General features: G+C 33.7%; 22 protein-coding genes, 2 tRNA genes and 4 pseudogenes. 16 read left to right on the top strand and 12 right to left on the bottom strand.

The genetic code is table 11. The features are described 5' to 3' along the window. Positions 1–146: 146 nt before the first annotated feature. Entirely contained in the window at positions 147–440 is a 294-nt protein-coding gene (locus OUY_RS04150; protein WP_139686762.1) for a GIY-YIG nuclease family protein, read from the bottom strand. A 424-nt stretch (positions 441–864) separates the two neighbouring features. Between OUY_RS04150 and OUY_RS05925 the strand changes: the two genes are divergently transcribed. Together OUY_RS05925 and OUY_RS04145 are read left to right on the top strand one after the other, a co-directional pair. Then, a complete protein-coding gene (locus OUY_RS05925; protein WP_167481349.1) occupies positions 865–1,029 on the top strand; it encodes a hypothetical protein in 165 nt (54 codons plus the stop codon). A 26-nt stretch (positions 1,030–1,055) separates the two neighbouring features. After that, the gene (locus OUY_RS04145; protein WP_139686761.1) at positions 1,056–2,516 is read left to right on the top strand and encodes a hypothetical protein; all 1,461 of its coding nucleotides are present in this window, start codon (positions 1,056–1,058) and stop codon (positions 2,514–2,516) included. Between the two features lie 39 nt (positions 2,517–2,555). Here the strand turns inward: OUY_RS04145 and OUY_RS04140 are convergent, their stop codons facing one another. The 6 genes and pseudogenes from OUY_RS04140 to OUY_RS06760 all read right to left on the bottom strand — a co-directional run bounded on the left by OUY_RS04140 (position 2,556) and on the right by OUY_RS06760 (position 8,142). Beyond that, positions 2,556–3,797, bottom strand: coding sequence for a citrate synthase (locus tag OUY_RS04140; RefSeq protein WP_139686760.1), 1,242 nt, complete (start codon positions 3,795–3,797; stop codon positions 2,556–2,558). A 78-nt stretch (positions 3,798–3,875) separates the two neighbouring features. After that, the gene (gene rpsT, locus OUY_RS04135; protein ID WP_007302369.1) at positions 3,876–4,145 is read right to left on the bottom strand and encodes a 30S ribosomal protein S20; all 270 of its coding nucleotides are present in this window, start codon (positions 4,143–4,145) and stop codon (positions 3,876–3,878) included. A gap of 43 nt (positions 4,146–4,188) precedes the next feature. Next, complete coding sequence (locus OUY_RS04130; RefSeq protein WP_029237643.1) at positions 4,189–4,914, bottom strand: lysophospholipid acyltransferase family protein; 726 nt, start codon at positions 4,912–4,914, stop codon at positions 4,189–4,191. A gap of 56 nt (positions 4,915–4,970) precedes the next feature. Further along, positions 4,971–5,957: a site-specific tyrosine recombinase gene (locus OUY_RS04125; RefSeq protein WP_139686759.1), complete on the bottom strand. Its 987-nt coding sequence runs from the start codon at positions 5,955–5,957 to the stop codon at positions 4,971–4,973. 369 nt (positions 5,958–6,326) lie between these two features. Then, a complete protein-coding gene (locus OUY_RS04120; RefSeq protein ID WP_064085999.1) occupies positions 6,327–6,962 on the bottom strand; it encodes a DnaA ATPase domain-containing protein in 636 nt (211 codons plus the stop codon). 105 nt (positions 6,963–7,067) lie between these two features. Further along, positions 7,068–8,142 (bottom strand): annotated as a pseudogene (locus OUY_RS06760) (AI-2E family transporter). Positions 8,143–8,438: 296 nt separating this feature from the next. On the opposite strand from OUY_RS06760, the gene OUY_RS05995 reads away from it, so the two are divergent. After that, entirely contained in the window at positions 8,439–8,585 is a 147-nt protein-coding gene (locus tag OUY_RS05995) for a hypothetical protein (RefSeq protein ID WP_010404009.1), read from the top strand. 268 nt (positions 8,586–8,853) lie between these two features. Next, positions 8,854–10,059, top strand: a complete 1,206-nt coding sequence (gene ispD / locus OUY_RS04105) for a 2-C-methyl-D-erythritol 4-phosphate cytidylyltransferase (protein WP_139686758.1) — start codon at positions 8,854–8,856, stop codon at positions 10,057–10,059. Positions 10,060–10,143: 84 nt separating this feature from the next. Here ispD and OUY_RS04100 read toward each other — a convergent pair whose 3' ends face one another. The 3 genes from OUY_RS04100 to OUY_RS04090 form a co-directional block, all read right to left on the bottom strand. Next, positions 10,144–11,010, bottom strand: coding sequence for a ParB/RepB/Spo0J family partition protein (locus OUY_RS04100; RefSeq protein ID WP_139686757.1), 867 nt, complete (start codon positions 11,008–11,010; stop codon positions 10,144–10,146). Then, the gene (locus OUY_RS04095; protein ID WP_010404000.1) at positions 11,007–11,849 is read right to left on the bottom strand and encodes a ParA family protein; all 843 of its coding nucleotides are present in this window, start codon (positions 11,847–11,849) and stop codon (positions 11,007–11,009) included. The genes OUY_RS04100 and OUY_RS04095 overlap by 4 nt, the downstream gene beginning before the upstream one ends. 86 nt (positions 11,850–11,935) lie before the next feature. Continuing rightward, positions 11,936–14,416 (bottom strand): response regulator, encoded by a 2,481-nt coding sequence (locus OUY_RS04090; protein WP_139686756.1) that lies wholly within the window; start codon positions 14,414–14,416, stop codon positions 11,936–11,938. A gap of 159 nt (positions 14,417–14,575) precedes the next feature. Here OUY_RS04090 and hemF point away from each other — a divergent pair, with 159 nt between their 5' ends. The 8 genes from hemF to sucD all read left to right on the top strand — a co-directional run bounded on the left by hemF (position 14,576) and on the right by sucD (position 20,161). Further along, positions 14,576–15,400: an oxygen-dependent coproporphyrinogen oxidase gene (gene hemF, locus OUY_RS04085; protein WP_139686755.1), complete on the top strand. Its 825-nt coding sequence runs from the start codon at positions 14,576–14,578 to the stop codon at positions 15,398–15,400. An 82-nt stretch (positions 15,401–15,482) separates the two neighbouring features. After that, positions 15,483–16,622, top strand: a complete 1,140-nt coding sequence (locus tag OUY_RS04075; RefSeq protein WP_179949529.1) for a hypothetical protein — start codon at positions 15,483–15,485, stop codon at positions 16,620–16,622. 68 nt (positions 16,623–16,690) lie between these two features. Continuing rightward, a tRNA-Glu gene (locus OUY_RS04070) sits at positions 16,691–16,762 on the top strand. Positions 16,763–16,794: 32 nt separating this feature from the next. Continuing rightward, the gene (locus OUY_RS04065; protein ID WP_015588133.1) at positions 16,795–17,490 is read left to right on the top strand and encodes a 16S rRNA (uracil(1498)-N(3))-methyltransferase; all 696 of its coding nucleotides are present in this window, start codon (positions 16,795–16,797) and stop codon (positions 17,488–17,490) included. A gap of 122 nt (positions 17,491–17,612) precedes the next feature. Beyond that, positions 17,613–17,686: transfer RNA gene (locus tag OUY_RS04060), tRNA-Pro, on the top strand. Positions 17,687–17,884: 198 nt separating this feature from the next. Further along, the gene (gene rpsU, locus OUY_RS04055; protein ID WP_007302350.1) at positions 17,885–18,085 is read left to right on the top strand and encodes a 30S ribosomal protein S21; all 201 of its coding nucleotides are present in this window, start codon (positions 17,885–17,887) and stop codon (positions 18,083–18,085) included. Positions 18,086–18,115: 30 nt separating this feature from the next. Then, a complete protein-coding gene (gene sucC, locus OUY_RS04050) occupies positions 18,116–19,276 on the top strand; it encodes an ADP-forming succinate--CoA ligase subunit beta (RefSeq protein WP_139686754.1) in 1,161 nt (386 codons plus the stop codon). Positions 19,277–19,279: 3 nt separating this feature from the next. Then, the gene (gene sucD, locus OUY_RS04045) at positions 19,280–20,161 is read left to right on the top strand and encodes a succinate--CoA ligase subunit alpha (RefSeq protein ID WP_139686753.1); all 882 of its coding nucleotides are present in this window, start codon (positions 19,280–19,282) and stop codon (positions 20,159–20,161) included. 6 nt (positions 20,162–20,167) lie between these two features. Here sucD and dapF read toward each other — a convergent pair whose 3' ends face one another. Further along, positions 20,168–20,962: a diaminopimelate epimerase gene (gene dapF / locus OUY_RS04040; RefSeq protein ID WP_139686752.1), complete on the bottom strand. Its 795-nt coding sequence runs from the start codon at positions 20,960–20,962 to the stop codon at positions 20,168–20,170. A 72-nt stretch (positions 20,963–21,034) separates the two neighbouring features. Between dapF and OUY_RS04035 the strand changes: the two genes are divergently transcribed. The 3 genes and pseudogenes from OUY_RS04035 to OUY_RS04025 all read left to right on the top strand — a co-directional run bounded on the left by OUY_RS04035 (position 21,035) and on the right by OUY_RS04025 (position 24,428). Next, the gene (locus OUY_RS04035; RefSeq protein WP_246038703.1) at positions 21,035–21,517 is read left to right on the top strand and encodes a cellulase family glycosylhydrolase; all 483 of its coding nucleotides are present in this window, start codon (positions 21,035–21,037) and stop codon (positions 21,515–21,517) included. 72 nt (positions 21,518–21,589) lie between these two features. Beyond that, positions 21,590–22,677: pseudogene (locus OUY_RS04030) on the top strand (IS481 family transposase). Between the two features lie 441 nt (positions 22,678–23,118). Next, positions 23,119–24,428: pseudogene (locus OUY_RS04025) on the top strand (IS110 family RNA-guided transposase). 10 nt (positions 24,429–24,438) lie between these two features. Here the strand turns inward: OUY_RS04025 and OUY_RS04020 are convergent. Then, a pseudogene (locus OUY_RS04020) lies at positions 24,439–24,852 on the bottom strand (integrase core domain-containing protein); the annotation flags it as partial. A 134-nt stretch (positions 24,853–24,986) separates the two neighbouring features. On the opposite strand from OUY_RS04020, the gene OUY_RS04015 reads away from it, so the two are divergent. After that, positions 24,987–25,855, top strand: an 869-nt coding sequence (locus tag OUY_RS04015; protein WP_139686751.1) for a D-alanine--D-alanine ligase, incomplete at its 3' end; no start/stop codon positions are given.

Raw genomic sequence — 25,855 nt, 5'->3', positions numbered from 1 at the left:
GAACTTAGTTTAAAAGAGTTGTTATTTCAGTTTAGGATCCATTTTCTCTTCTAGATTCCAGACTGGAATGACACAGTCTTGAATGGAAGCCAGTGCCAACGATGCGCCATATTGCAATGTTCGTACAGTTGTGTACTCAGACACTGTCATCCAGACACAATTTCATCATATAAATCTTTCCATTCTTGATTTGTTTTTTCAATTAAGTTTATTTTCCATTTTCTCTGCCAGCTTTTTAGGAGTTTTTCTCTACTAATTGCTAAGTTTATCTCTTGAAATTCTTCAAAATAGACTAGTTTACAAACATTGTACTTTGACGTGAAACCAGAGATGGCTTTGCTTTTGTGTTCCCAAATTCGTTTAGTCAAATTTGATGTTATACCTGTATATAGGGTTCCATTGCGTTCACTTGCAAGTATATAAATATAATAACTTTTCATATATAATAAATAAATTTACTAGATTCCAGTGTCAAGCACTGGAATGACATTAAAGGAGCTACTTGATGACACCAAAGAGGCTATTCTTTGATACCAAAGAGGCTACTTGAATGACAAGAGAGGAAGTGCTGGAATGACATTGTCTTGAGTGCATAATGCACCAAAGGTTGTGTACCAAAAGGTGTCATACCAATTTTAAAAGGCTGTCATGCAAGTGGCCCCTCCGTTGTCATCCCAGTGCGTGACACTGGGATCCAGAAAACTTAATTTAAAAAGTTGTTATTCCAGTACTTCTTCTCTTGTCATCCCAGTCTGGAATCCAGGAGTATAAAAATGGTGAATAAAATTTATGTTAAAAAACTGCTTGTGCTAGTAGTTGATTCTTAATATACTCATTACATAATAATTTAATTTAGAGGTTGATATGTATGGCAATAATGATCCAAATAAAAAAGTACCTGATTCAGGGAGAGTAAAGATTGATCTGAGCAAAATAGATCCAAAGAAAATAGATGATTTTAGAGACATAATTAGACGTGAAGAGGAAAGAAAGAAAAATCAATCTAGTGGTCAGGGCAACAGTAAATAATTATATTAGTTTAGGGGGGTGGCGTTATGCCTAATAAAAGTAAAATAAATCGAGAATTAGTAAAAGCGTTTAATAGTGTTCTTCTTTCTGATGAGACTGTTATTACTAATCTCACTGTAGAAAAAGGTCATATTGTTTTCTCATTTGATAAAGATATGAATATTGGTCAGCGCAAAGACTACTTGAAAAATATGAGAGAGAGTATAGTAGGAAAGTTTTGTGGAGATAATGAAGATGAGGATAAAAAAGTTTTTGTCGAAGAGGCTGCTAATGATCTTTTTTATACAGACTCTTTTCCTTTTAACTTTAAGCGAGGAAAATGGATTACAGATAGTAGCAGACATAGGTTTTCAGTGCCAATTGAAAAAGAGGTAGTTTGTAATCTAAAATATTTGCTAGCTAATGAACTTATACGGTTTACAATAGCACGTATTATGGACGTTCATCCTAAAGGTCCAGATTATGTGAATGAAAATGTACACGATGTGAGTTTTGAAAGAAAATCTTATTTATACTGTAAGGGCTTTGATGATCGAGAATTAAAAGAATCTTTTGTAAAATCATTCTCATCGAGAATGGAAAGTTATGAAAAGAGTCCTAAAAGATTTAAGGGTTTTTTAGAAGAGGAGGGGAATGATGTATATTTAAAGAAAGGCGTTTTTGATGATCTTAAGTTCGTCAAAGACATAGTAAGCCATGAAATATACTTGACATGTCGTTGTTTTAATACTCCAAAAGGCGAGATTGGAGTTACTGACATGCTGAAATTTGCAGTGGTTGATTTGCTTCGTAAAGCAAACATACCAGTTGATCGTATTGTGCGTGACTCTTACTTGAACAGTGACGAAGATTTAATTTTAATTCCTATTGTAAGTTATAATAATGAGGAGGGATATTTAACAAGAGAAGAAGTGAATCACGTTAATAATATGTTTGGTATGGATATATTAAATAGCTTTGAAGGTCGGACTTCACAGAAATCGCTATTGGGCAGTAAAGGAGTGTATGGAATAGATTTTGCTAACCCAGACATTGCTTACTGTGTGATGGATAAGATCATAGAGAGCTCTGTAATCAATAAGGATTATAAACTGTCCATTGATCCTGCACGTGTGCCAGCTATGAAACCACAAACTCTTGCCCCTTCTAAAGAAAAAGTAGGGACGGATGGACCAAGTGCAGATACAAGTGCAGATAGTGGTTTTTGTGATTCACCTAAGAATTCAGTTATAGGTAAATCAATTACTGGAAACTCAAGAAAATTACTTGGCCTCAATTACTATGATGAAGATGCACAAAGAATTAAAGATGATAATTCGGCTAAAGGTAGTGGCTTTGGCCCTTCTTCAGCACGATCTTCAGCACGATCTTCTTTTAATAAGCCCAAAACAACATTTAACCAACCTTCTATATCACAGCCTGACCAATGTTCTGCAAAAAAGCAGACATCAACTAGTAAAAAACAATTTGCTGTATTTTATAGCTAAAGAAAATTAGCTATTCAAAGATGAATTGTGAATGAAAGTTTATTTGCCAAGGTATAGCTGCCTTGGTCTACAAATCTTGGTTTCTTTATCGTTTACCATTTCATACCACTGGGCAACCCAACCAGTGGTTCTTGCAAGTGCAAAAATGGGTGTAAACATACTTGAAGGGATACCGATAGCATTCATTATTATACCTGAGTAAAAATCAACATTTGGATACAACTTACGTGTAATAAAATACTCATCCTTTAAAGCTATTTCTTCAAGTTTTTTTGCAATTTCAAGTAATTCATTGTTTTGCTCTAGTTTGCTTAAAATCTCATGACAAGCATCCTTTAATATAAGCGCGCGCGGATCATAGTTTTTATAAACGCGATGTCCAAATCCCATTAGCTTAAATGGATCTTTATCATCTTTAGCTTTCTCAATGAATCTATCTACATCTCCACTTTGCTCTATCTCTTTTAGCATATTTATAACTGCCTCATTAGCTCCACCGTGTGCTGGACCCCAAAGTGTAGCAACTCCTGTAGACAGGCTTGCAAATAGATTAGAACCAGCTGACCCTACCAATCTGACAGCTGCTGTAGAAGCATTCTGTTCATGATCAGCATGAAGAGTAAATATTTTATCCAGAGCTTTTACAAAAAGGGTATTATTAACAGCACTGCCAAATATCATATTTAAGAAATTCTCACTATAACTTAATTTATTATTAGCATTTATGAATTCCTGATTGTTGATATGTCTGTAAATCATTGCAACAATTGCAGGAACTTTTGCTATTGCAGAAATTCCAAAATCTAAATCTTCACCATTGACATTGTTGCCATGCATTTCATGGTAAGACGCTGACAAATTTGCAAAACATGCAACTAAAATCGACATAGGGTGAGCAGTTTTTGGAAATGCTTTGATTACATTTGTAACTTGCTCTGATACTTTGGATGATTCTTGTATTTTGAGAAGAAATTTTTTGTGTTGCTCTGAACTGGGTAATTCACCATAGAGCAATAAATAAATCACAGCAGTAAAATTATTATTCTCTGCCAAATCAGCTATATTATGTCCCCTATATTTAAGAACTCCTTCATCTCCATCAATGAATGTAATTGTAGAAGAGCATGAAGCTGTAGAAACAAACCCTGGATCGTAAGTGAATAATCCTGTCTTCTTATATAAATCCTTGATATTTAACACGCCAGGACCTACTGTTCCATTTAATACGGGCAGATCAATTTTTGACCCATTACTTAGTTCCAATAATGCTTTTTTATCCATCACTTAAGCTACTTAATTTTATACAGAACATACAAACTGAGAGTATATATTAATACAGCTAACTTTACATTAACCGTATTAAGCGGTCATCAATGCTTTTACTTTTGCATTTAAGCGACTTATTTTACGCGCAGCGGTATTCCTATGAATGACACCTTTATTTACACATTTGTGTAAATTGGATTCAGCATTCCGAAATGCCAAGACAACATTCTCTTTATCACCAGACTTGATTATATCAACTAATCTTCTAATAGCAGTACGAGTTTTGCTTTTTCGCATCTTATTTACTAAAGTACGCTTTGCTATTACCTTCATCATTTTTTTAGCACTCTTATGATTTGCCATATATTAATACCTGTACTTTTCTTTTAATTATAAAGTTTTTTTGTTAATTTGCAATATCAGTTTTTTCTGCAATTAATCTACTACTTCTTTCTTCAATGATTTTTTCTAAACTTTGCAAGAATTCATTTTTGTTTAACCCAGGATATATGGGAGGTAATATTTCTATTACCGCCTTTCCGGGATTCTTTCTCAGAGAAAGTATGCTTTTTGGCCAAAACAAACCAGTGTTTAAAGCAATCGGTAACACAGGAACAGATAATACGCTATATAAAGCAGCAATACCCGATTGATATTTTATATTTTGGTTTATAGTTGTTCTTGTACCTTCAGGAAATATTATTATGCCTCTATTTTCTTTTATACACACTTTTGCTAATTTCATGATATGACGCACAGAACTAATACCATCTGAGCGGTTAATAAAAATCATTTTTAATGCCATGAGATGCAAACCAATGAATGGAATCCATTTCAATTCACGTTTTAAAATAAAAACTGCTTTTCTAAAGAGTAGTATAAAAATAAATGTTTCAAATGGAGATTGGTGTTTAGATGCAATTATAAAAGGTTGCTTAGGAATGTTTTCCATTCCCCTCACTTCATATTTAATGCCACATAATAAACGCAACATGAATAATACAACTCTCACCGAGCAAACAAGGAAAATGGTTATTACACACTCAGGAAAGAAAATTACAGGGAGAGTAATTAAAGTATAGAATACTTCCCATAATATAAGGAGTAAATTAAATAATAAACTTGCAATCACAAACGCACGTAAACTTATTTGAATTTAACTTTACTACAAAACTAAAAGCAATAAGTTTAATTATTGATCATCTGAGTAATAGGATGAGAATCAGCTAATTTGTCCTTTAACTTTTCGTTAGCAATATGAGTATATATTTGTGTTGTAGAAAGATTAGTATGGCCAAGAATTTTTTGTATCAGCACAGTATTTGCTCCGCTATTCAGTAGATGGGTAGCAAGAGAATGCCTAATCACATGTGGAGAGATTTTATTTTCATCAATATCGCACTTTCTTGCTAATTCCTTTATTAATTGACCAACTCTTTGCCTTGTAATTGGTTTATTAGGTTTATCACCTGGGAATAGCCAATCAGATTTTTTGTTGTTAGGGAGCAGATTGTCACGAATTGATAAATAATCTTTAAGGCTTTGCAATGCTTGTTGATTAAAAAAGATTTGCCTTTCTCTGCCACTTTTTCCCTTTATTATTATGTAGCCTTCCTTACCATTACTGTTTACTAAATGTGATACTTCACATAACTTCATATTGATTAGTTCAGAAACACGCATCCCGGAAGAGTAAAGAATATCTAAAATTGCACATAGCCTTTTACTGCTTATCTCTTTATTCGATCCGCTTGCTGATTTTTTTACTGTTTCCATGAGCAAAAATATTTCTTGAACACTTAAATACTTAGGCAAAGGACGGGAAACCTTTGGATTTCTTAATTCATTATCATTAGCCGGTGCTGGATTAAAATCTATTATTCCATCATTAAATAGGCACTTATAGAAATTTTTGATAGCAGATATTTTTCTTGATATAGAGCTAGTTTTATATTTCTTTTGTGTACGTAAAAAGTTTACATAATCTTTAATATTAGCTTTACTTGCACCAACTAAGGTAGTGCCTCCTTCTAATAAAAATTTTTCAAGTTGGTGTAAATCTGAACGATAACTTTCCAAAGTATTTTGTGTAGAGGATTTTTCGGAAACCAAAGTATCTATGTAATACGTTATGTAAAGATCCTCTTTTTTATTTTGTGGTTGTTTATTTTTCATTATCAGCTCCTATATTTATTTCTTTGACTATAATTTGATTAAAAGTATTTTTTGTATTTTTTATAAGAAAATATGAGATAAATAAAACATTTATCAATAAAGTAAGTACTACAAACCTTTGTTTTAACCTTTTTTTTAAATTTGATCTTATTTTTACCATATTTCAATTATAACATCAAATCTATAAAAACATACTGTAAAGTAAGTTTTACTATCATATAAAATATCCCTTAGCTATGTCTGTTTATGCTTATTACATCATAGCATTTATTATAATTTTAACATAAAGAGATAGTGATTTCAACTTCATTATTGTATGGGTATTAATAAATCTTTAATATATATAACAAATGTCTTGAGCAGAAGGAATCACTTGGGACTTTTTTTTAATAAAGTGTTAATAAAAGGAATGGTTACATTTGATCCTATGGATTCACTATCTATTTTTTCTATAATTTTATTAATGCTGTGGAAAGAACGTTCTATTCTTGCTAGAATATAATTAATCACTTTTAAATCAATTTTTAACTGTTTATCTGAAAATCGTTTTATTAGCATAATTCTTAATAATTCCTCGCTTGCAGGCAAAATTTTTACGCTGGTAGTTGACAATATTCGGGAGCTTAAATCTCTTAGTTTGAAGTTAAGCTTTTTTGGTGAAATTGAAGAAGTGATTAGCAGTCTCTTATCATTTTCTTTCATATAATTATAGCAATGTAACAACATTTCCTCATCTTTAATGTTTTGTACATCCTCTAAAATAAACGCATCGCTATACCTCATTTCGCTTACAAAATTATTCACATTGATAAAAATTGCATTGTTTATTGATTGCCAAATATGAGCAAGGTGAGTTTTTCCAGAGCTGTTAGGTCCAAAAAGAATCAGGCATTTCCAAGATAAATCGTTAACTATTGAGTTATATACATGCTTATTTTCGTCTAAGGTGATATAGTTTTGCCAGCAATAATCAACTTGATTATTGCTAAATAAATTTAATTGCACGTAAAGCCTCTTACATTACTACTTTTTGATAATAATTTTTGCATAAAAATTTACTTGCATCTCTCAAATGTATCAGAGGTCCTTTTTCTTTTTATTGTGAACTAATTAGCCATTTTTATAAAGCTCACTTTCAAAATATTTATTGACTGCATATTCTACTAATACACTGAACATTCCTATTATTGGAATAAAAAATAATATACCTATAAACCCAAAATATGAGGTGCATATGACAACTCCTAAAATAATGATAGTTGGATGTATATGAACTTTTTTTCCTATTAATAAAGGCACTAATATGCTTGAGTCTATTAATTGACCAACACTAAATAATAGCAAGACAGCAGTACTTTCAAACCATCCACTAAATTGAGTAATGGCGCTCAAAAATCCGATAATAGTGTATAATAATGGCCCTATATAGGGTATAAATGTTAATGTTCCTGATAAAATTCCAATAGCTACAGAATGCTTCAGCCCAATTATGCTAAGGCCCACGGAGTAAAAGATCATCATGACTATACATACGTTTAACTGTCCCTTTAGGTAATTAGATATAATGAAATCTACTTTGGAAAAATAACCTGCAGCTTTTTCTCTGTAAAGAATGGGAATTAGTTTATTAGCCTTTTCTACAATTGCAGGCCAATCACGTAATACATAAAAAAACACCACAAGCGTAATAGCTATTAATGATACCATGTAAATCAAATTAAAGCTTGAATTTAGCACTTGAATTATAAGATTACTGCCCATGCTAAGAGCATTTATAAAATAAGATATATAATCACTGTAAATTTTCTACTAGATTTTTAGACAAGTGATCAAATAAACTATCTTCAGTTTTTATATTAAGAAATTCTAGCACAGAAGGAATCACTTTAAGCTTTAATGAAGGTATCTTATTCACTAAGAAATTTAATATTAAAGTAATTTGAAAATATATAATAGGTAAAACAAATGTGATAACTAATATAAAAGCTATCAATAAGGTAAGTATTATAAAAACTACAGAACATGAACGTGGTATTCTATATTTTTCAAACTTGGTTACTAGCGGGTTAAATAGATGTGCAACAAAAACAGATATTAGACACGGAACAATCATAGGACGCATCAAAAATAATGCCCCTATTATGAAAAGCAGTACACAACAAATAGTTATATGACGTTTTTGCATGTGTTTAGAATAGTTAATTTACCGAAAAATATACAGTTTTTTGTAAGTACTATCTATTCATTATTTTATTAGGCATGAGATCAGCCAAATTTTCACTCAATTGCCAACTAGATAAAACTCCGTTATGCGGGTTATCTGTAAAGCCTCTCAGATTAACGATCTTAATCGAATTTCTATTTAACAATAGATCACTACTGCCTTTGCCAATTGTACAGGATATGGTATTAAGGTGTCTCTTTCATGATTAATGACTACTATTGGTATATTATCATTTATTCTTATTTATAAATGGAATCATGAGTATTGATATAGACAAAAAAGTGCAAATCAAAGCTGCTAATATTGCTGAATTCGCCGTCCTAGACGTCATTGGGTTGGTAAATAATATCAGAGCGGGTGATAATATGGATATTCCTAAAAATAAGAAACTAGCTATTGCGTAAGTTATATAGTTTTGAAATGCAATTGGGTATTTATGTGCATGAGTGTAGAAATTAGACCTATGGAGATCTATCTTGTATATACCTGGACGCATTTTATAATTATCACCTATTCCATGAAAAAATATAAGATGTATCTCATTTTCTTTGTTACACTTAGCAACGTGCATTATTTTCCTCTAGCATATATTACACCTAGTAAAAGAATATTCTTTTTTGAGAATTGGATCAACTTTTTTAAAATGCTAGATAACTTGTATTAACACCGAAAATGGTAAGCATGCACACTAACAGACTTGAGAAATACAAGATAGCAGCATTAATAGTTGCAGCAGGAGTAGGCAGTAGATGCAATGCCAAAATCCCTAAACAGTATATAAAATTGGCAGGTAAGTCTGTTTTATTTCACACAATTAGGAAATTCTTAGCTAATCAGTACATAAGTTACATAAGAGTGGTAGTGAATGAAAGTCAAAAAGATTTCTATAAAGAAGTTACGTCATCAACTATAGATACTAAATTGCTGAGTCCAGTATGTGGGGGAAAAAGCAGGCAGAGTTCAGTTAAACTTGGACTGGAGAGTTTGCAAAAGATCAATCCAGATTTTGTTATTATACATGACGCTTGTAGGCCTTTTGTATCAAATATTCTAATAAACAACTTGATTGAATCTATGATTAATGGTCAATATACAGGAGTAGTTCCAGCAATAGAAGTCGAGGATACTATATCGTTGGTGAGTAATAATTTCATTGAATCTACGATTTCAAGAGAAAAACTTAGAGCCATGCAAACTCCTCAAATTTTTAATTTCAGAGAATTATTATCGTGCCATCAATCAGTCAAAGAATTTACTGATGATTCATCACTAATGGTGGAGCATAAAAAACATGTTGCGATTATTGAAGGTGAGAAAAAGAATTTTAAGTTAACTACAAAAGAGGATATCAATGTGGCAAAACTTCTCTTTGGAGAGCCAAAATTCCGTGTCGGAACCGGTTATGATATACATAAATTTGTTAAAATTCAAAATGATGCTAAGAGCTTTATAAAAATTTGCGGTGTGGAAATTGAGCATAATATGGCAATAGAGGCACATTCCGATGGTGATGTTGCAATACATGCAATCGTTGATGCAATACTCGGAGCACTAGGATGTGGCGATATAGGAGAACATTTTCCTCCTAATTCCTCTAAATGGAAGGATTGCAATTCATCTCATTTTCTTGACTTTGCTGCTAAAAAAGCACAGGAAAAAGGATATAGCGTGTCTAATTTAGATATTACTATAGTTTGTGAAGAGCCTAAAATATCGCCTTACAAAGCGGGAATGAAGGAATTCATATCAAAAATATTAGAAATTAATGGTGAATTCGTAAATATCAAAGCAACCACAGCGGAAAAATTAGGTTCTATTGGAAGAAATGAGGGAATAGCAACGTATGCTTCTGTGCTATTGCGTGCAAATTTTTATTGAAGGTAGAAACGAAATAACTTACTTGACAAACTCCACCATTTCACTTCCATTGCAAGGAAAGTGGGAAGGTTTGTCAAGAAATTTCTATGAGCTACTTTCGACATTAATAGCTGATTCAAGTCTTCTATTCAAAATTTTCAATATAAAATCCAATTCATTTGAGTTGTTATAACGTATCATGACTTTACCCTTAGAATTACTGTCATTAATTTTGATCTTTAAACCAAGCTGAGAAGATATAGCTCCTTCTAATGCTGCCATATCTTGATTTTTAGTACAATTATGCTCTTTTCGGTCGTTATTTTGTTGTAAGTCTTTTATCAATTTTTCAGTTTGTCTAACGCTCAGGCCCTGAGAAACTATTCTTTCTGCAATACTTTCCGCATTTTCAACATTAATCAATGCTCTTGCATGACCCATAGACAATTTTTTCTCGTTGATCATTGTTTTTACTCCATTAGGGAGTGACAGCATTCGTATCATATTGGTTATGTGACTGCGGCTTTTACCTAAAGTTAAGGCTAATTCTTCGTGTGTATAGGAGAATTCATCTATTAGTTTTCTGTACGCCTCACCTTCTTCTATTGGATTAATATCTTGCCTCTGTATGTTTTCAATTATCGATACTTCTAAGCATTCCTTGTCATTTAAATCTTTTATGATAACCGGCACACTATTAAGATTTATGACCTTACTTGCTCGCCAACGACGTTCCCCTGCTACTATTTCATAACCTTCATTATTTGGATCTTTGCGCACCACAACAGGTTGTATTATACCATTTTTCTCTATCGAACCTGCAAGTTCTTTTAATGACTCCTCATCAAAATATTTTCTCGGCTGAAATTTGCTCGGGTGTAGTAATGAAATAGGTAACCGATCTTCTTTATTACCATAATTATCGCCTATGAGGCCAGCAAGACCTCTACCTAAGCGCCTATTGTCCTTCACGCTGCACCCTCACTTATCAGCTTTTTCTCTTTACAGATGCTCATGTGTTTCTTTAAAATTTCTTTTGCCAAACTTATATATGCTTGTGCACCAGGACACTTAAGATCATATACAATAGCAGGTTTTCCATGAGAAGGCGCTTCTGATAACCGTACATTACGTGGAATAATGGTCACATACAAGGGGATAATAGTTTTATATACTTTATCATTTAAATATTGGCAAATATCATTTTTAATCTGCTCACTAAGTTTGTTGCGTCTGTCATACATTGTGAGCAATATTCCTTCTATTAACAGGAAAGGGTTTAGGTTATTTCTTTTTATCAGCTCTACAGTCTTAACTAAATGGCTCAATCCTTCCAGAGCGAAAAATTCACACTGAAGAGGAACAATAATCGAGTCAGCAGCGGTCAGAGCATTGATAGTAAGCAGACCAAGTGATGGAGGACAATCGATAATTATGTACTCATAATTATTACGTACTTTCTCTAGCGTATCTTTTAGTACGAATTTTCCCTGCTCAAGTTGTGATAGCTCAATTTCTGCAGCTGATAAGTCAACCACTGATGAAATCAGCGATAGATTTGGAATTTCCTTTATATTGAAAATTGCCGATTCCACCAATTCACTTTCGCTGCTCAGCAGTATTTTATATATATTTTTTTCTTCCCTGCTACGATAAGAAATCCCAAGTCCTGTACTAGCATTTCCTTGAGGGTCAAGATCTACCAGTAAAGTACTTTTTCCCACAGCAGCAAAGGCTGTTGATAAATTTATACTAGTTGTAGTTTTACCAACTCCACCCTTTTGATTTACTATTGCAATGATCTTGCTCACGCCTTTTATCTTATGTATAAAATAACTCTATTGTATATATGCAAGAAATTTTTGCATTAGAAAAATTTTTTTGTTGCCAATCATGCTCAAAGTAAACTGCCTTTTTTTGTCTTGCGTAACACACTTTGAACCTTATTTCCTAACTCATTCAGAGTAAATGGTTTGGGTAAAAAATGGAAGTCTTCTATATTGATTTCATCGCTCTTTAAAAAAGCATCCTCTGTATACCCAGAAATAAAAATAACTTTGATGTTTGGCCTATGTATCAATGTTTCTTTAACTATTTCTGGACCACTCACCTCTGGCATGATTACATCAGTGATTATTAGATCTATGTGTTGATTTTTTTTTCTAATGATCTCTAGTGCCTCGCTGCCTATACTCGCTTCTATTACATTAAATCCTTTTCTTGTAAGAGCCTTAGCAGTAAATTCCCTTACTGAATCTTCATCTTCAATTAATAAAATTATACCATTACCTTTAATCTCTACCGGTTTCTCTATTTCTTTACTATCTTCCTCTTCATCATTTTCATCTGATATGTAAACTATGGGCAAAAATATGCTAAATTTAGTTCCATGATTCACTTTGCTAGCAACATAGATGTATCCTTCGGTTTGTTTAATAATGCCATATACAGTAGAGAGGCCAAGACCTGTACCAGAAGTAATATCTTTGGTAGAAAAAAATGGATCAAATGCCTTTTCAATTATATCACTCGTCATTCCACATCCAGTATCAATCACTTCAATCACAACATAATTCCCATGTTCAATCGTTTCCTTATCTGGAGAAAACATATCCTGAGGTGTAGAATTTAATGAATCAACCTTTTGATTAAAGGTTCGTATAGTTAACTCTCCCCCCTTTTCCATAGCAGCACCAGCATTAACTGCTAAGTTAAGCATAACTTGCTCTAATTGTCCTTGGTCAGCCCTAACAGCACCCAAATCGCTACCATAATAAATATTAAATTTTATATTTTCACCTATTAATCTTTTGATCATTTCATAAAGATTAGCTATCGTACCATTTACATTAATAATCTTTGGCTGCAAAGTCTGTCTTCTTGAAAAAGCAAGCAGTTGTCTTACTAAATTTGACCCACGTTTTGCATTTTGCTGTATCTGTATTATATCTCCAAAAGATGGATCGCTAGCTGAGTGCTGGAGTAAAAGCAAATCACAAAATCCTATTATTCCGGTTAATATATTATTGAAATCATGTGCAATACCACCTGCTAATTGCCCTATAGCTTGCACCTTTTGATAATGCTCAAGTTTTATCTCTAGTTTTTTACGTTCAGTATTATCAATAAAATAACAAAGTATGAACATCACTTTATTATGAAGAAACTTATTAAAATATATTTTCATGTTATTACTGCCATTGAGCTGCACATCAAAGGACGCATTATTTATCCTATTACTTGAAAAATATTCACGCACTTTCATATGATAACCATCTGATATCAATGCAAAGATAGAACCATTATTTGACCCCGCAAGTTTTACTAATGCTATATTTTTCTTTATAAAATTGCCATTTATGTCGCATTGTGCAATAGCAATTGACGAATTTGTAAAACAAGGGTGTAGTTGATAATCAACAATATTTGATTCAGTTGGTGTTATAAAGCCGTGTATATAGCTATGATTGTATTTATCACAAAATATAGCAGTACTCATATAAGCCTTAAATGGAGTACCGCTTATAGTAAAAAACATAATTTCATTTTTGGTTATTGTATCGTCATACTTAGATTGAGATATAAAATCATTGATTGAGCTACCTTTTTCCAATTTTTTTAGTTCAAACATGTCTAAAAATCTTTTATTTACAGATAAGATACCTCCTTTTGTATTTGCAACGTAAGTTGCTATATTGTGTTTCTCTATCAACTCTTCATATACCTGCTCTTTGTTTACCTGTGTTGCCTTCAGTACAAAATACCCATTCGGTCTTGCTATTGGGGCTAATGATAAATTTAAAGTCTTATTACTATTTATAGCAATTTGTGGATTATCCGGTATTGGTTCAGAGAGCAAAAGAAAGTTAGATATTCTACTCTTCTTGCTTAAGGAAATGAATACTTTTACAGAAGTGTTATTTCTTAACGCATGATAGAGTGATTTTCTGTCTTTTTCTGACACATCTCCTGCTTCAAGAATTTTATCTAGCGTAACATCATCGTTTATGTGATCTTTAAACCTTTCGTAGAACCTCGCATCAGCATAAATAATACCCTCATCTTTATGTAAAATGAGACAAAACTCTGTATTATGATTCAGCGCATTTGCAAATATTGCATTTTGAAACTCTATGATATTAAGTAGATACTTGTAACGTTTTATATTATATGCCACAAAGAGAGTCATTAGAATGCTAATTAATAAATTAATCTCTATATTAACATGCTGACTATATACATTAGAAAAATAGAGTACTGATATTGCTATTGGAGGTAAGAACATAATGACTGCCATCACAATAATTGACATCCCATAATTTCTTAGTATGAAGTCAACTCTGTTCTCTTTTTTGTTATCTATGTATCTTTTACTCATTATTATTGCTTGGCATCCTTGCGCATATAAAAATATTCTACTATACTGATTTAATTATTATAGATTTATTAACATCCTTGATGGGTAGTTACTATCCCAATCTAATTAATTCCTGTAAATATAGAGTACAATAATATTAATAAGCCAACAGAAGGCATTATGGAAAAACAAAAGACACAAGCATTTGAATGGTTCTGCGCACTGAGAAACAAGATCACCGAATCTTTCTTATCAATTGAGTTACAGTCATTCATAGAACCAAAAATCGAAAAAAGAAAGTGGAACCGACCAGGTGGAGGAAGTGGTGAATCTACAATTATCTTTGGTAATATTTTTGAAAAAGTTGGGGTAAACGTTTCAAGAGTATACGGAAAGCTCGCAGACTCAGCCATTAATGAAATTCCTGGTGCAAGTGAAAGCAATGGAGAGTTTTGGGCAAGCGGTATATCTTTAGTGTCTCACATGCAATCTCCCCTTATCCCTGCAGCACATATGAACACAAGGCTGATATATACCTCAAAACAATGGTTTGGTGGAGGAGTGGACTTTACTCCAATTTATAAAGATGAGGGAGATTGCAAGTATATTCACGAATCAATTAAAGCAACTTGCGATGAGTTCAACATCGAATATTATCCGAAATTTAAAAAGCAATGTGATGATTACTTTTTTTTACAACATAGAAAAGAGCCACGTGGTATTGGTGGAATTTTTTATGACAATCTAACTTCTGGCAACTGGAAAAATGATTTTGAGTTCACAAAAGCAGTAGGTGAAGCCTTTTTAGAAATTTACTTACACATCATACACAAACATATGCAAAAATCTTGGACAAAAGAACAACGAGAAGAACAATTGATAAAACGTGGCAGATATGTGGAGTTCAATCTTCTTTATGATCGTGGTACAAGGTTTGGTTTAATGACTAATGGTAACCCCGATGCAATTATGATGTCGATGCCGCCTCTTGTCAAGTGGGTGTGAAAAGCGGTTATTAATATAAAATAAATCGTTATAGTTTAAAATTGTACCACAATGGTGAGCTTTTATATAGAGGGGTACAATCATGGGTATAGTAGATAGTTTTTTAATTAAATCCGCTAGAAATAGCAATATAAGAGGCGTGAGGCTAGCTTTAAGTCTTCATAATATAGTAAACAGCTTTGAAAAACTCTTTTCTAGAATTAATCCTTTTAGGAACAAGGGGTCATTTGACTTGAATAATGATCAAACTTTAAATCGAGCTTTAGAGTATGCAGTAACAAATCTTGATCATAATGTAATGACGTTACTTATTAGTGCTGGAGCAAATATTAATGAAATAAATAATAGTATAGGAAATGTAATCCTTCAATACAAAATAGCATCAGAAGCTATGCAGTACGGAGATAAGGACAGTCTCAAAGATCGTAAAGAAAAATGTTGTTTAGTGCTTGGTGAGCTAATAAAAAAAGAAAGAAAAGAAATATTGGAGATTTTGAAACAAACGGAAAGTTGTGACAAGCTTAAAGAGGAAGTAGAGCTAAAATTTAAGGCCAACTCACCTAAAAAACCTCCTAGAATTTTTGAGCATGATGATATTTTACTTTTAAAAGAGCCCATTTATGATGAGGTATATGACGCTAAGGTTAGTAACTCATTAGAAGAGTTGAGCGTATCGGAAGAATCCATTTATGCTGAAGTATATGATTTGCATAAAAGATCTACTGAAAATTTATCATTGAAAGATAGTGGTTATTCTAGTATATCGGGAGAACCTATTTATGAAGATGTAGATGATTTCTCAGAGCAAAAAAAGCCCACTAGCTTAAATCATAAAGAGCAACCAGAGCCTATTTATGCTAAAGTAGATTTATCGAAAAAGAGATCAGAAAGACAAGCAAAACATATAAAAGATAATTCTGGGACTTATCATGGATTAGTGCAGGATAAAGTGAATAATTTGCAAGTAAAACTAAATGAGCAAAGTGCTAATAAGCCAGCGAGTCAGCAAATCAAGACCAAGGCTGGCTTTAACGTAAAAGAAATAAGGCAAAATTTTGAGCGTAGAGATTCTGGATACGATTCTGGCTATGATTCAGATACAAAAGTTGAACAAAAATTAGATTTAGGATCTAAAGCTCCTAAATCTGAGATAGGTTCAGTAAGCATTGAACATGGGGTAATAGGAGGCTGTCGATATAAAATCACTGATATATCACTCTAACTGTGTGATTCAAAATAATTGAATTGACTTTATATGTATAATCGATATAACTCAGTTAGATTCAAGTCGACTCTTTCGTCTAGTGGTTAGGACACCACCCTTTCACGGTGGTAACACGGGTTCAAATCCCGTAAGAGTCACTCAAACAGAATGCAAATAACTAAAGTTTTGAATGAAAAAAATTAGGCTTTATGTTGAAGAAGCTTTATCACAAAATGTAAGTTTGGCTCTTCATCCACGACAAAGTCACTATATTTACAATGTAATGCGGCTTAAGAAGCATGATAACATCTATCTTTTTAATGGAAAGGATGGAGAATGGTTAGGAGAAGTAGTGAATATATCAAGTAAATCGACAAAAATTATAATAAAAGAACGCACTAAACAACAACAACATGAAAAAAATCTATATTTGTATTGTGCTCTGGTAAAAAGCGGCGCCTTAAGCAACATAGTAAGACAAGCAACTGAAATGGGAGTAACCTGCATTCAATTTATTTCAACAGAACGTACAGTAGTAAAAAACATTAACCTAAGTAGAGCGAAATTACAGGCAATTGAAGCTGCGGAACAATCCGGTAGGACAAGTATACCACAGATTTTTCTTCCTATTAATTTTTGTGAATTATCCGATTCCCAGAATAAAAATTTTGTTTTGTGTGATGAAACAGGTGAAGGACAACCTCCTAATAAAGTTCTAAAAGGCAAGAAAAACGTTGCTATTATTGTTGGCCCCGAAGGTGGTTTTTCATCTTACGAACTTGATTCTGCCAATAAATTTTGTCAGAAACTGAGTCTAGGAAAAAGAATTTTGAGAGTTGATACTGCTGTAGTTGCTGCATTAACCTTCACCAATTGGTATAGCTAGATTTTTTAATATGGCTAGTGCAACTTGACACTCTATATAAAGAAATCTGCATTATATTTTTCCTAAAAGAAATAAATGAAACTTGCATTTTTCCGAACTATCGATACTCTTAGTAAAGAAGTCGGGGCGTAGCGCAGCCTGGTAGCGCATTTGGTTTGGGACCAAAGGGTCGGGAGTTCAAATCTCTCCGCCCCGAGATTAGAAAAATTACAAGAGCACTGTAACCTAAAAGCAATTTTTATCAGCAAGTAAATGATTGACAGCAGAATGAAGCTTTTTTCATATAAATCACTGCATATCATATTCTATCGCTCAAGTTTATAAAATAATTGACAATGTTAATTTTCTAATTTATAAATGGATTTTGAAGTGATTATCGAAGGAGGTATAGAGTTTGATTGAAGTATCAGTCCATTATGGTGATGTAGATAGAGCTCTTCCAGTGTTGAGAAAAATAATTCAAAAGGAAGGAAGAGGGCTCAAAATGAAAAAAAAATATCACGAAAAGAAATCAGAGAAAACAGCTAAAAAAAAAGCTGAAGCAAGGAAAAAGAGGTATCAGCAAGAATGCAGAAGACAGCGTTATGGTTGGTAGTTTTTACTAAGGTTAATAATTAGTTATCTTATGAATATTCATGAATATCAAGCAAAGGAAATTTTACACAAGTTTAATGTCCCGGTACCAAAGGGTTTTGTTGCTACATCTGCAGAAGGAGTAGAAACTCAAATAAATCAACTAAAATCTGACGTGTTTGTGGTTAAAGCTCAGATTCATGCAGGTGGTAGGGGTAAGGCTGGTGGCGTAAAGCTAGCAAAGTCAACTAAAGAAGCTCAACAACTTGTAAAGGACATGCTTGGCATAACTTTAGTTACTCATCAAACAGGGCCTAGTGGACAGCAGGTAAGAAGAGTATACATTGAGGAAGGTTCAAGCATTAAAAAAGAGTACTATTTGAGTCTAGTAGTTGATCCAAAGCTCAGTAGGTTAGTATTTATATTTTCCTCAGAAGGTGGAATGGATATTGAAGAAGTGGCAAAAAATTCTCCTACAAAAATTGTGAAATTTGATATTGACCCTGCTACTGGTTTTACAAATCTTGATAACAGTAAACTTGCCAATAATTTTAATTTGAATTCAGAACAAATAGAAAGAATAACAAATATTGCAAAAAATATATATGATGCGTTTATTACAACTGATGCAAGCCAAATAGAAATTAACCCACTAGTTGAAACAAATTCCGGGGATTTTGTTGCACTTGATGCTAAAATTAATTTTGATGACAACGCTTTATATCGTCATCCAGAAATCGTGCAGCTTCGTGATTATGATGAAGAAGTTAAAGAAGAGATAGAAGCTTCAAAACATGGACTTAGTTACATCAAAATGGATGGCAATATTGGTTGCATGGTGAACGGTGCAGGTCTTGCTATGGCAACAATGGATATAATAAAGTACTATGGAGCAGAGCCTGCTAACTTTCTAGATGTTGGTGGTGGAGCAAGTAAGGAAACTGTCACTGAAGCATTTAAAATTATATTATCTGATAGTAATGTACAAGGAATTTTGGTTAATATATTTGGCGGTATAATGCGTTGTGATATCATTGCAAATGGAATAGTTGAAGCTGCAAAAGAAATAGATATTAAGGTCCCTTTAGTGGTTAGATTATCAGGCACTAACTTTAAAGAAGGAAAAAGAATTTTAGAAGAGTCAGGGCTAAATATTATTGCTGCAGACGAACTTGACGAGGCTGCACAGAAAATAGTACAAGAGGTGAAGTAGAGTATGTCTGTTTTAGTAAATAAAGATACAAGATTAATATGCCAGGGCTTTACTGGTGCACAAGGTACATTTCATTCAGAACAAGCAATTAGCTATGGAACCAAAATGGTTGGCGGTGTAACTCCTAGCAAGGGTGGAAGCACTCACCTTAATTTACCAGTTTTTAATACTGTAGCAGAAGCTAAAGAAAAAACTGATGTGAATGCTACTGTGATATATGTACCTGCTAAATTTGCAGCTGATGCAATACTTGAGGCAATAGATGCAGAGATAGAATTAATAGTTTGCATCACAGAGGGCATTCCTATACTTGACATGGTAAAGGTAAAGCACGCTCTCGCTGGTTCAAACAGTCGATTGATTGGCCCAAACTGTCCAGGGGTTATTACACCCGAAGAATGCAAAATAGGAATTATGCCAGGACATATTCACGGACGTGGACATATAGGAATTATGTCTCGTTCTGGAACTTTAACTTATGAAGCGGTAGCACAAACAACCGCTGTTGGTCTTGGTCAGTCAACATGTATAGGAATTGGAGGGGATCCTGTTCATGGTATGACGTTTGTTGACTGTATGGAGCTCTTTTTAAAAGATGACGATACTCATGGTATTGTAGTTATTGGTGAAATAGGTGGAAACGAAGAAGAGGATGTATCACATTTTGTGAAAACAGAAAAAACTAAAAAGCCAATCGTTGGTTTTGTAGCAGGTCAAACAGCACCTCCAGGAAGACGTATGGGGCACGCTGGGGCTATTATCTCCTCTAGTGGCGGAAGTGCTGGTGCAAAATTAGAGGTTATGCGCAGTGCTGGGATTGCGATTGCAGAAACCCCTGCTGTGATTGGTAAAAAGGTGTTAGAAGTAATGAGTGTCAGTGCCTAGCCTAGGTCATAAAAACCCTATATCCCCAGTCATCAGTATATTTTTTGACCACTCAATCAGTAACTGACCTCCTGGTAAATGCACTGAAGTTTGTTTAGTAGCCAAACACTTACGAAGTATAGATGCAACAAATGCTGCACAAGCCGCACTACCACATGAAGCAGTAATACCTGTTCCTCTTTCCCAAACTCTTAAGTTTATTTCTCCAGATTTTTCTATTTGTGCAATACTAACATTTGTTTTCTGAGGAAATAATTCGTGATTTTCTAGCTTTGGTCCTAAATTCTGCAATGGTATTTCGCTTATGTTATCAACAAAAAAAACTATATGAGGGTTACCAATATTTACTGCAACTGGCTCTTTCAGCATTTCAAGCTCTATAGGTAGATAAAGGGGATCGCATTCACAAGAAAGAGGAATTTCATTCCATTTAAGCAGTGGTTTACCCAGATTGACCTTTATTGATTTATCACCTACTTTAAAACATTCTAAGATACGATTATTTATCAGCTCAATAGTGATATATTCAGTACCTTTTTCTAACATTATCAAATATCCAACACAGCGTGCTGCGTTTCCACACATTTCAGCTCGACTACCGTCAGCATTGTAGATATGCATAAAGCAGTTTGCAGCATTAGACATTGTTATAATTATCACTTGATCACAACTGCCTTGATCAGCAATTTGTCTATAATTCCAGTCTAAATTATTTGCTGAACGTGAGTCTATGATAACAAAACTATTGCCAGTACCGTGCATCTTTACAAACGGGATCTTGTCTGTTAGGTTACTTACCATTATAGCAAAATTATATAAGTGAAAATTTTTCTTCTAATTACAGCTGTTTTGTATTCTATAGTTTTCTGTAATGTGAGTGCTAAGTCAATACCGGAGAACGGCAAAATGCTCTTTTGGCAAACTGGAGTTAGAAAGGGAGCAAATGTTTTCAATAGAAAAGTTGATAGTGACTTAATCAAAGCAGCAAAGGAATACAAAATTGGTTTTATTCGTCTTGCTCCTGACAAATTTGAAACTACGCAATGTGACTTCCTCTTGGGCAATGCAGACAATTATCCGGGCCTGATTTCCAAAGATCTGAAAGTTCTGAAAGATGTTTTAGATGCTTTTCATCAACAAAAAATACCAGTAGTATTAACGATGCTTAGCTTACCTGGATCTCGGTGGAGGCAAAACAATAACGATAGAGATGATTTGCGTTTATGGAAAAATCAAGATTTTCAAAAGCAAGCAGCAAAATTTTGGCAAGATCTTGCAAGAGAACTTAAGGACCATCCTGCCATTGTTGGATATAATATCTTAAATGAACCACATCCAGAAAGGCTTTATATGTAATAGTTTAGACTTGATCTGACAAGCAAACAAAGTAAGATAAAAATATAGACAAGTTTTAAAGGAGTGTCAGATATGAATACAACACAAGAAAAAATACTAAAACCAAAGTTGGGATTGCTAGAACTTGCAAAGCAATTAGGAAATGTATCACAGGCGTGTAAAGTAATGGGATATTCAAGGGATACATTTACCGCTTCAAAGAACTGTATGAAACAGGAGGAGAAGAGGCTTTACACGAGATAAGCAAAAGCAAGCCATTGTATGCAAATAGAGTGTCGGAGGATATAGAAAAAGCAGTAGTTGAAATAGCAATAGAGTTTCCAGCATACGGACAAGAAAGAGCAGCAAACGAACTGAAAAAGAGAGGAATTCTCATCTCTGCAAGTGGAATAAGATCAGTGTGGCAAAGAAACGATCTTGAAAATTTTAAAAAGAGGTTAAAGGCATTAGAAGCAAAAGTAGCTCAGGATGGTATCATTTTAACAGAAGAACAGATAACAGCTCTAGAAAAGGCTAAGGAAGAAAAAGAGGCCCATGGAGAAATTGAAACAGAGCATCCAGGATACTTAGGTAGCCAAGACAGTTATTATGTTGGTAATATCAAAGGTATTGGACGAATTTACCAGCAAACCTTTGTTGATACCTATTCCAGAGTTGCTTTTGCTAAGCTTTACACAGAAAGGACTGCTATCACAGCTGCAGATCTTCTTAATGATAGGGTAGTACCGTTCTTTGATGAACAGAAAGTATCATTGCTACGTGTTTTGACGGATCGTGGTACAGAGTATTGTGGCAGACCTGAAAATCACGCTTACCAGCTATATTTAGGGGTAGAAAATATTGATCATTCTCGAACCAAAGCTCGTTCTCCACAGACTAATGGCATATGTGAAAGGTTCCACAGAACTATGCAAGATGAATGTTACAATATTATCTTTAGAAAGAAAATTTACACCTCTTTGGCAGAACTTCAGTTAGACGTAGACCATTGGGTGCATTCTTACAATAGATCTAGACCGCATTCAGGTAAATATTGCTATGGTAAGACTCCTATGCAAACCTTTTTTGATAGTATGCATATTGCTTATCAGAAAAATATTGATAGCATTAAACAGGATGCTGATTTTGGTTTTGACTTTGTTAATTCTTCTGTCAGTTAATTCATGCTTGTCAGATTAAGTCTAGACTATTACACTTTATAATACTAACAATTCTGCCATTCATAATGTAGAACAAAGTCGAATTCAGAAAGATTTATTTAGGTTTTATAGCAGCATGGTATATAGCATCCGCCGAATTGACCTAAAAATCCCCATCATACTGGACAGCGCCGGACAGATAAAACCTGTCAAACCAAAAAGAAACTTCCTAGCTAAGTGTATGGCAAATTTTATGTATAATTTTGTAGAGAAGAGCTTTTTGCAGTTATAGCCGAGCTGTGCAATGGTGCCTTAAGTGCCCGTAGGACAGCGTGGCTTTGGAGGAACGGTCGAACCACTGATGGAGCCTTTTGGGCTACCTCGATTAGAAGAATGTATAACTCAACCGTCCCAAGCTTAAGCACTTCTCAATTATGGATTATTATATAATGGAGATTAAAAATGGCAAAGTTCAAAAGTAAATTAGAGATCTAATGCAGCAGGAATCGATGTTGGCTCGGCTGTACATTATGTATGTGTACCCGAAGGAAGCGATGAACAACGTATACAAAAATTTAGCTGCTTTACGGAAGATCTCTACAACATAGCAAAATGGTTGAAAAAATGTAAAGTTAATACAGTAGCCATGGAGTCAACAGGAGTGTACTGGATTCCTTTGTTTCAAGTACTTGAATCACACGGATTTGAAGTAAAACTGGTAAACGCAAAACATGTTAAAAATGTACCTGGGAGAAAATCAGATGTGCAAATGGATTCAACAACTACACAGTTACGGGTTACTCCAAGGGTCATTTAGGCCAGATGATCAAATGTGTGTATTGCGTAGTTATGTTCGGCAACGTAAAAATTTAATTGAAAATGCTTCTACACATACTTTGCGTATGCAAAAAGCGCTAACACAAATGAATATTCAACTACATAAAGTTATAAGCGATACAACTGGTGTAACTGGAATGCAAATTATTAAAGCAATAATAGATGGTGAGAATAATCCTGAAAAATTGGCTGAACTAAGAGATGGACGAATAAAAAGTGATAAATCTGTTATTGCAAAAGCATTAGCAGGAAACTATAGAAAAGAACACCTATTTACATTAAAGCAAGAATTTGAGCTATATAATATTTATCAGGAAAAAGTAGCAGAATGTGACAGGAGCATTTAAGAATATTATAAAACATTTGAGACAAAGTCTGATGAGAGTAAAAAGTTAGGTGAAGAGAAAAATAAGCACAGAAAAAGTAAACCAAACTTTGCTTTGCATGAAGAATTATATCGAGTAACTGGTATAGATTTTACCAAAATTCCTGGATTGGATATACTAACTGTACAAACTATCATTTCGGAAGTTGGTATTAACTATAATAAATGGCGATCAGAAAAGCATTTTACTTCGTGGTTGGGGCTAAGCCCTGCTAATAAAATTACAGGGGAAAAAGTGTTTAGCACAAGAACACGTAAAGTCATTAATCGTGCCGCGAATGCATTTCGAATGGCTGCTCACTGTGTATCAAGAAGCAATAGCGGAATAGGTGCATATTGTAGAAGGTTAAAAAAACGACTAGGTGCACCAAAAGCGATTACTGCTACGGCAAGGAAATTAGCATGTATCTTTTATAGTATGTTGAAGTATGGACAAGAATATGTAGAAAGAGGAATAGATTATTATGAAACACGTTACAAAGAGAAAGTTGTAAAAAATTTAATCAAAAAGGCACAGGAATTCGGTTGTAATAGTCTAGACTTAATCTGACAAGCATGAATTAACTGACAGAAGAATTAACAAAGTCAAAACCAAAATCAGCATCCTGTTTAATGCTATCAATATTTTTCTGATAAGCAATATGCATACTATCAAAAAAGGTTTGCATAGGAGTCTTACCATAGCAATATTTACCTGAATGCGGTCTAGATCTATTGTAAGAATGCACCCAATGGTCTACGTCTAACTGAAGTTCTGCCAAAGAGGTGTAAATTTTCTTTCTAAAGATAATATTGTAACATTCATCTTGCATAGTTCTGTGGAACCTTTCACATATGCCATTAGTCTGTGGAGAACGAGCTTTGGTTCGAGAATGATCAATATTTTCTACCCCTAAATATAGCTGGTAAGCGTGATTTTCAGGTCTGCCACAATACTCTGTACCACGATCCGTCAAAACACGTAGCAATGATACTTTGGAACCAGTTTACATAAAACTACTTGCCACCTGCAAATTGCAATATCTGTACAGCTGTGGAACTTTTCAAAGCGTTTTTTCTATTGAAGATAAAAGTATCTTTTATATATGATATATAGCAAAATATTAGGGTGCTTATGGTTCCAACTATAGCAATTTTAAGTGGTGGATTTTCTTGCGAAAGAGAAATATCGCTTATGAGCGGAAAAGCAGTAAAGAAGGCGCTTGATAGCCTTTCATATAATGCAATAGAAATAGATGTTGATAGCAACATTGCTCAAAAGCTTAAAAAAACTAATCCCGCTCTTGCTTTTATTGCTCTACATGGACCTTATGGTGAAGATGGCTGTATTCAAGGTTTACTGGAGATTTTAGGTATAAAATATACACACTCAGAAGTTATGGCTTCAGCTGTTGCTATGAATAAAGTGATGTCAAAGCATATATTCCATTCTCTTAATATCGACACTCCAAGAGGTTATGTAATTAGTCGAGAAGATGTGCTAAAAAATAATATTAAAGTTGATTATCCGTACGTCTTAAAACCGATTAACGAAGGCTCAAGCATTGGAGTACACATGATTTTCTCACATGAGGATTACTTAGAGCTGAAAAATAACAGTTCTACTATAATGGAAAAGATGATCATAGAAGAATACATACCGGGTATAGAGTTACATACTGCTGTGTTGCTGAATGAAGCAATTGGCACTATGGAAATACGACCAAAAAATAAATTCTATGATTATGAAGCAAAGTATACAGATGGATTTGCAGAACATATATTTCCTGCTAAAATTCCTGACAACATATATAGAATGACCTTGGAACACGCACTAAAAGTTCATCAATTTTTAGGATGCAAAACTGTTTCCCGCTCAGACTTCCGTTATAATCCCCAAAATAACACTTTAAAAATGCTTGAGATTAATACACATCCTGGCTTTACTGAATTATCGTTAGTACCAGAAATTGCAAAATTGACAAAAGGAATTGATTT

The sequence above is a fragment of the Wolbachia endosymbiont of Leptopilina clavipes genome (assembly GCF_006334525.1).
Classification (GTDB): domain Bacteria; phylum Pseudomonadota; class Alphaproteobacteria; order Rickettsiales; family Anaplasmataceae; genus Wolbachia.
The sequence above is the reverse complement of the archived record's forward strand: the minus strand, read 5'-3'. Positions and strand labels throughout refer to the sequence as shown.

Coding starts and splice junctions, on each gene's coding strand:
- OUY_RS04150 (WP_139686762.1), bottom strand. CDS start 440: ATGAAAAGTTATTATATTTATATACTTGCAAGTGAACGCAATGGAACC.
- OUY_RS05925 (WP_167481349.1), top strand. CDS start 865: ATGTATGGCAATAATGATCCAAATAAAAAAGTACCTGATTCAGGGAGA.
- OUY_RS04145 (WP_139686761.1), top strand. CDS start 1,056: ATGCCTAATAAAAGTAAAATAAATCGAGAATTAGTAAAAGCGTTTAAT.
- OUY_RS04140 (WP_139686760.1), bottom strand. CDS start 3,797: ATGGATAAAAAAGCATTATTGGAACTAAGTAATGGGTCAAAAATTGAT.
- rpsT (WP_007302369.1), bottom strand. CDS start 4,145: ATGGCAAATCATAAGAGTGCTAAAAAAATGATGAAGGTAATAGCAAAG.
- OUY_RS04125 (WP_139686759.1), bottom strand. CDS start 5,957: ATGAAAAATAAACAACCACAAAATAAAAAAGAGGATCTTTACATAACG.
- OUY_RS05995 (WP_010404009.1), top strand. CDS start 8,439: ATGAGTATTGATATAGACAAAAAAGTGCAAATCAAAGCTGCTAATATT.
- ispD (WP_139686758.1), top strand. CDS start 8,854: ATGGTAAGCATGCACACTAACAGACTTGAGAAATACAAGATAGCAGCA.
- OUY_RS04090 (WP_139686756.1), bottom strand. CDS start 14,416: ATGAGTAAAAGATACATAGATAACAAAAAAGAGAACAGAGTTGACTTC.
- hemF (WP_139686755.1), top strand. CDS start 14,576: ATGGAAAAACAAAAGACACAAGCATTTGAATGGTTCTGCGCACTGAGA.
- OUY_RS04075 (WP_179949529.1), top strand. CDS start 15,483: ATGGGTATAGTAGATAGTTTTTTAATTAAATCCGCTAGAAATAGCAAT.
- OUY_RS04065 (WP_015588133.1), top strand. CDS start 16,795: ATGAAAAAAATTAGGCTTTATGTTGAAGAAGCTTTATCACAAAATGTA.
- sucC (WP_139686754.1), top strand. CDS start 18,116: ATGAATATTCATGAATATCAAGCAAAGGAAATTTTACACAAGTTTAAT.
- sucD (WP_139686753.1), top strand. CDS start 19,280: ATGTCTGTTTTAGTAAATAAAGATACAAGATTAATATGCCAGGGCTTT.
- dapF (WP_139686752.1), bottom strand. CDS start 20,962: ATGGTAAGTAACCTAACAGACAAGATCCCGTTTGTAAAGATGCACGGT.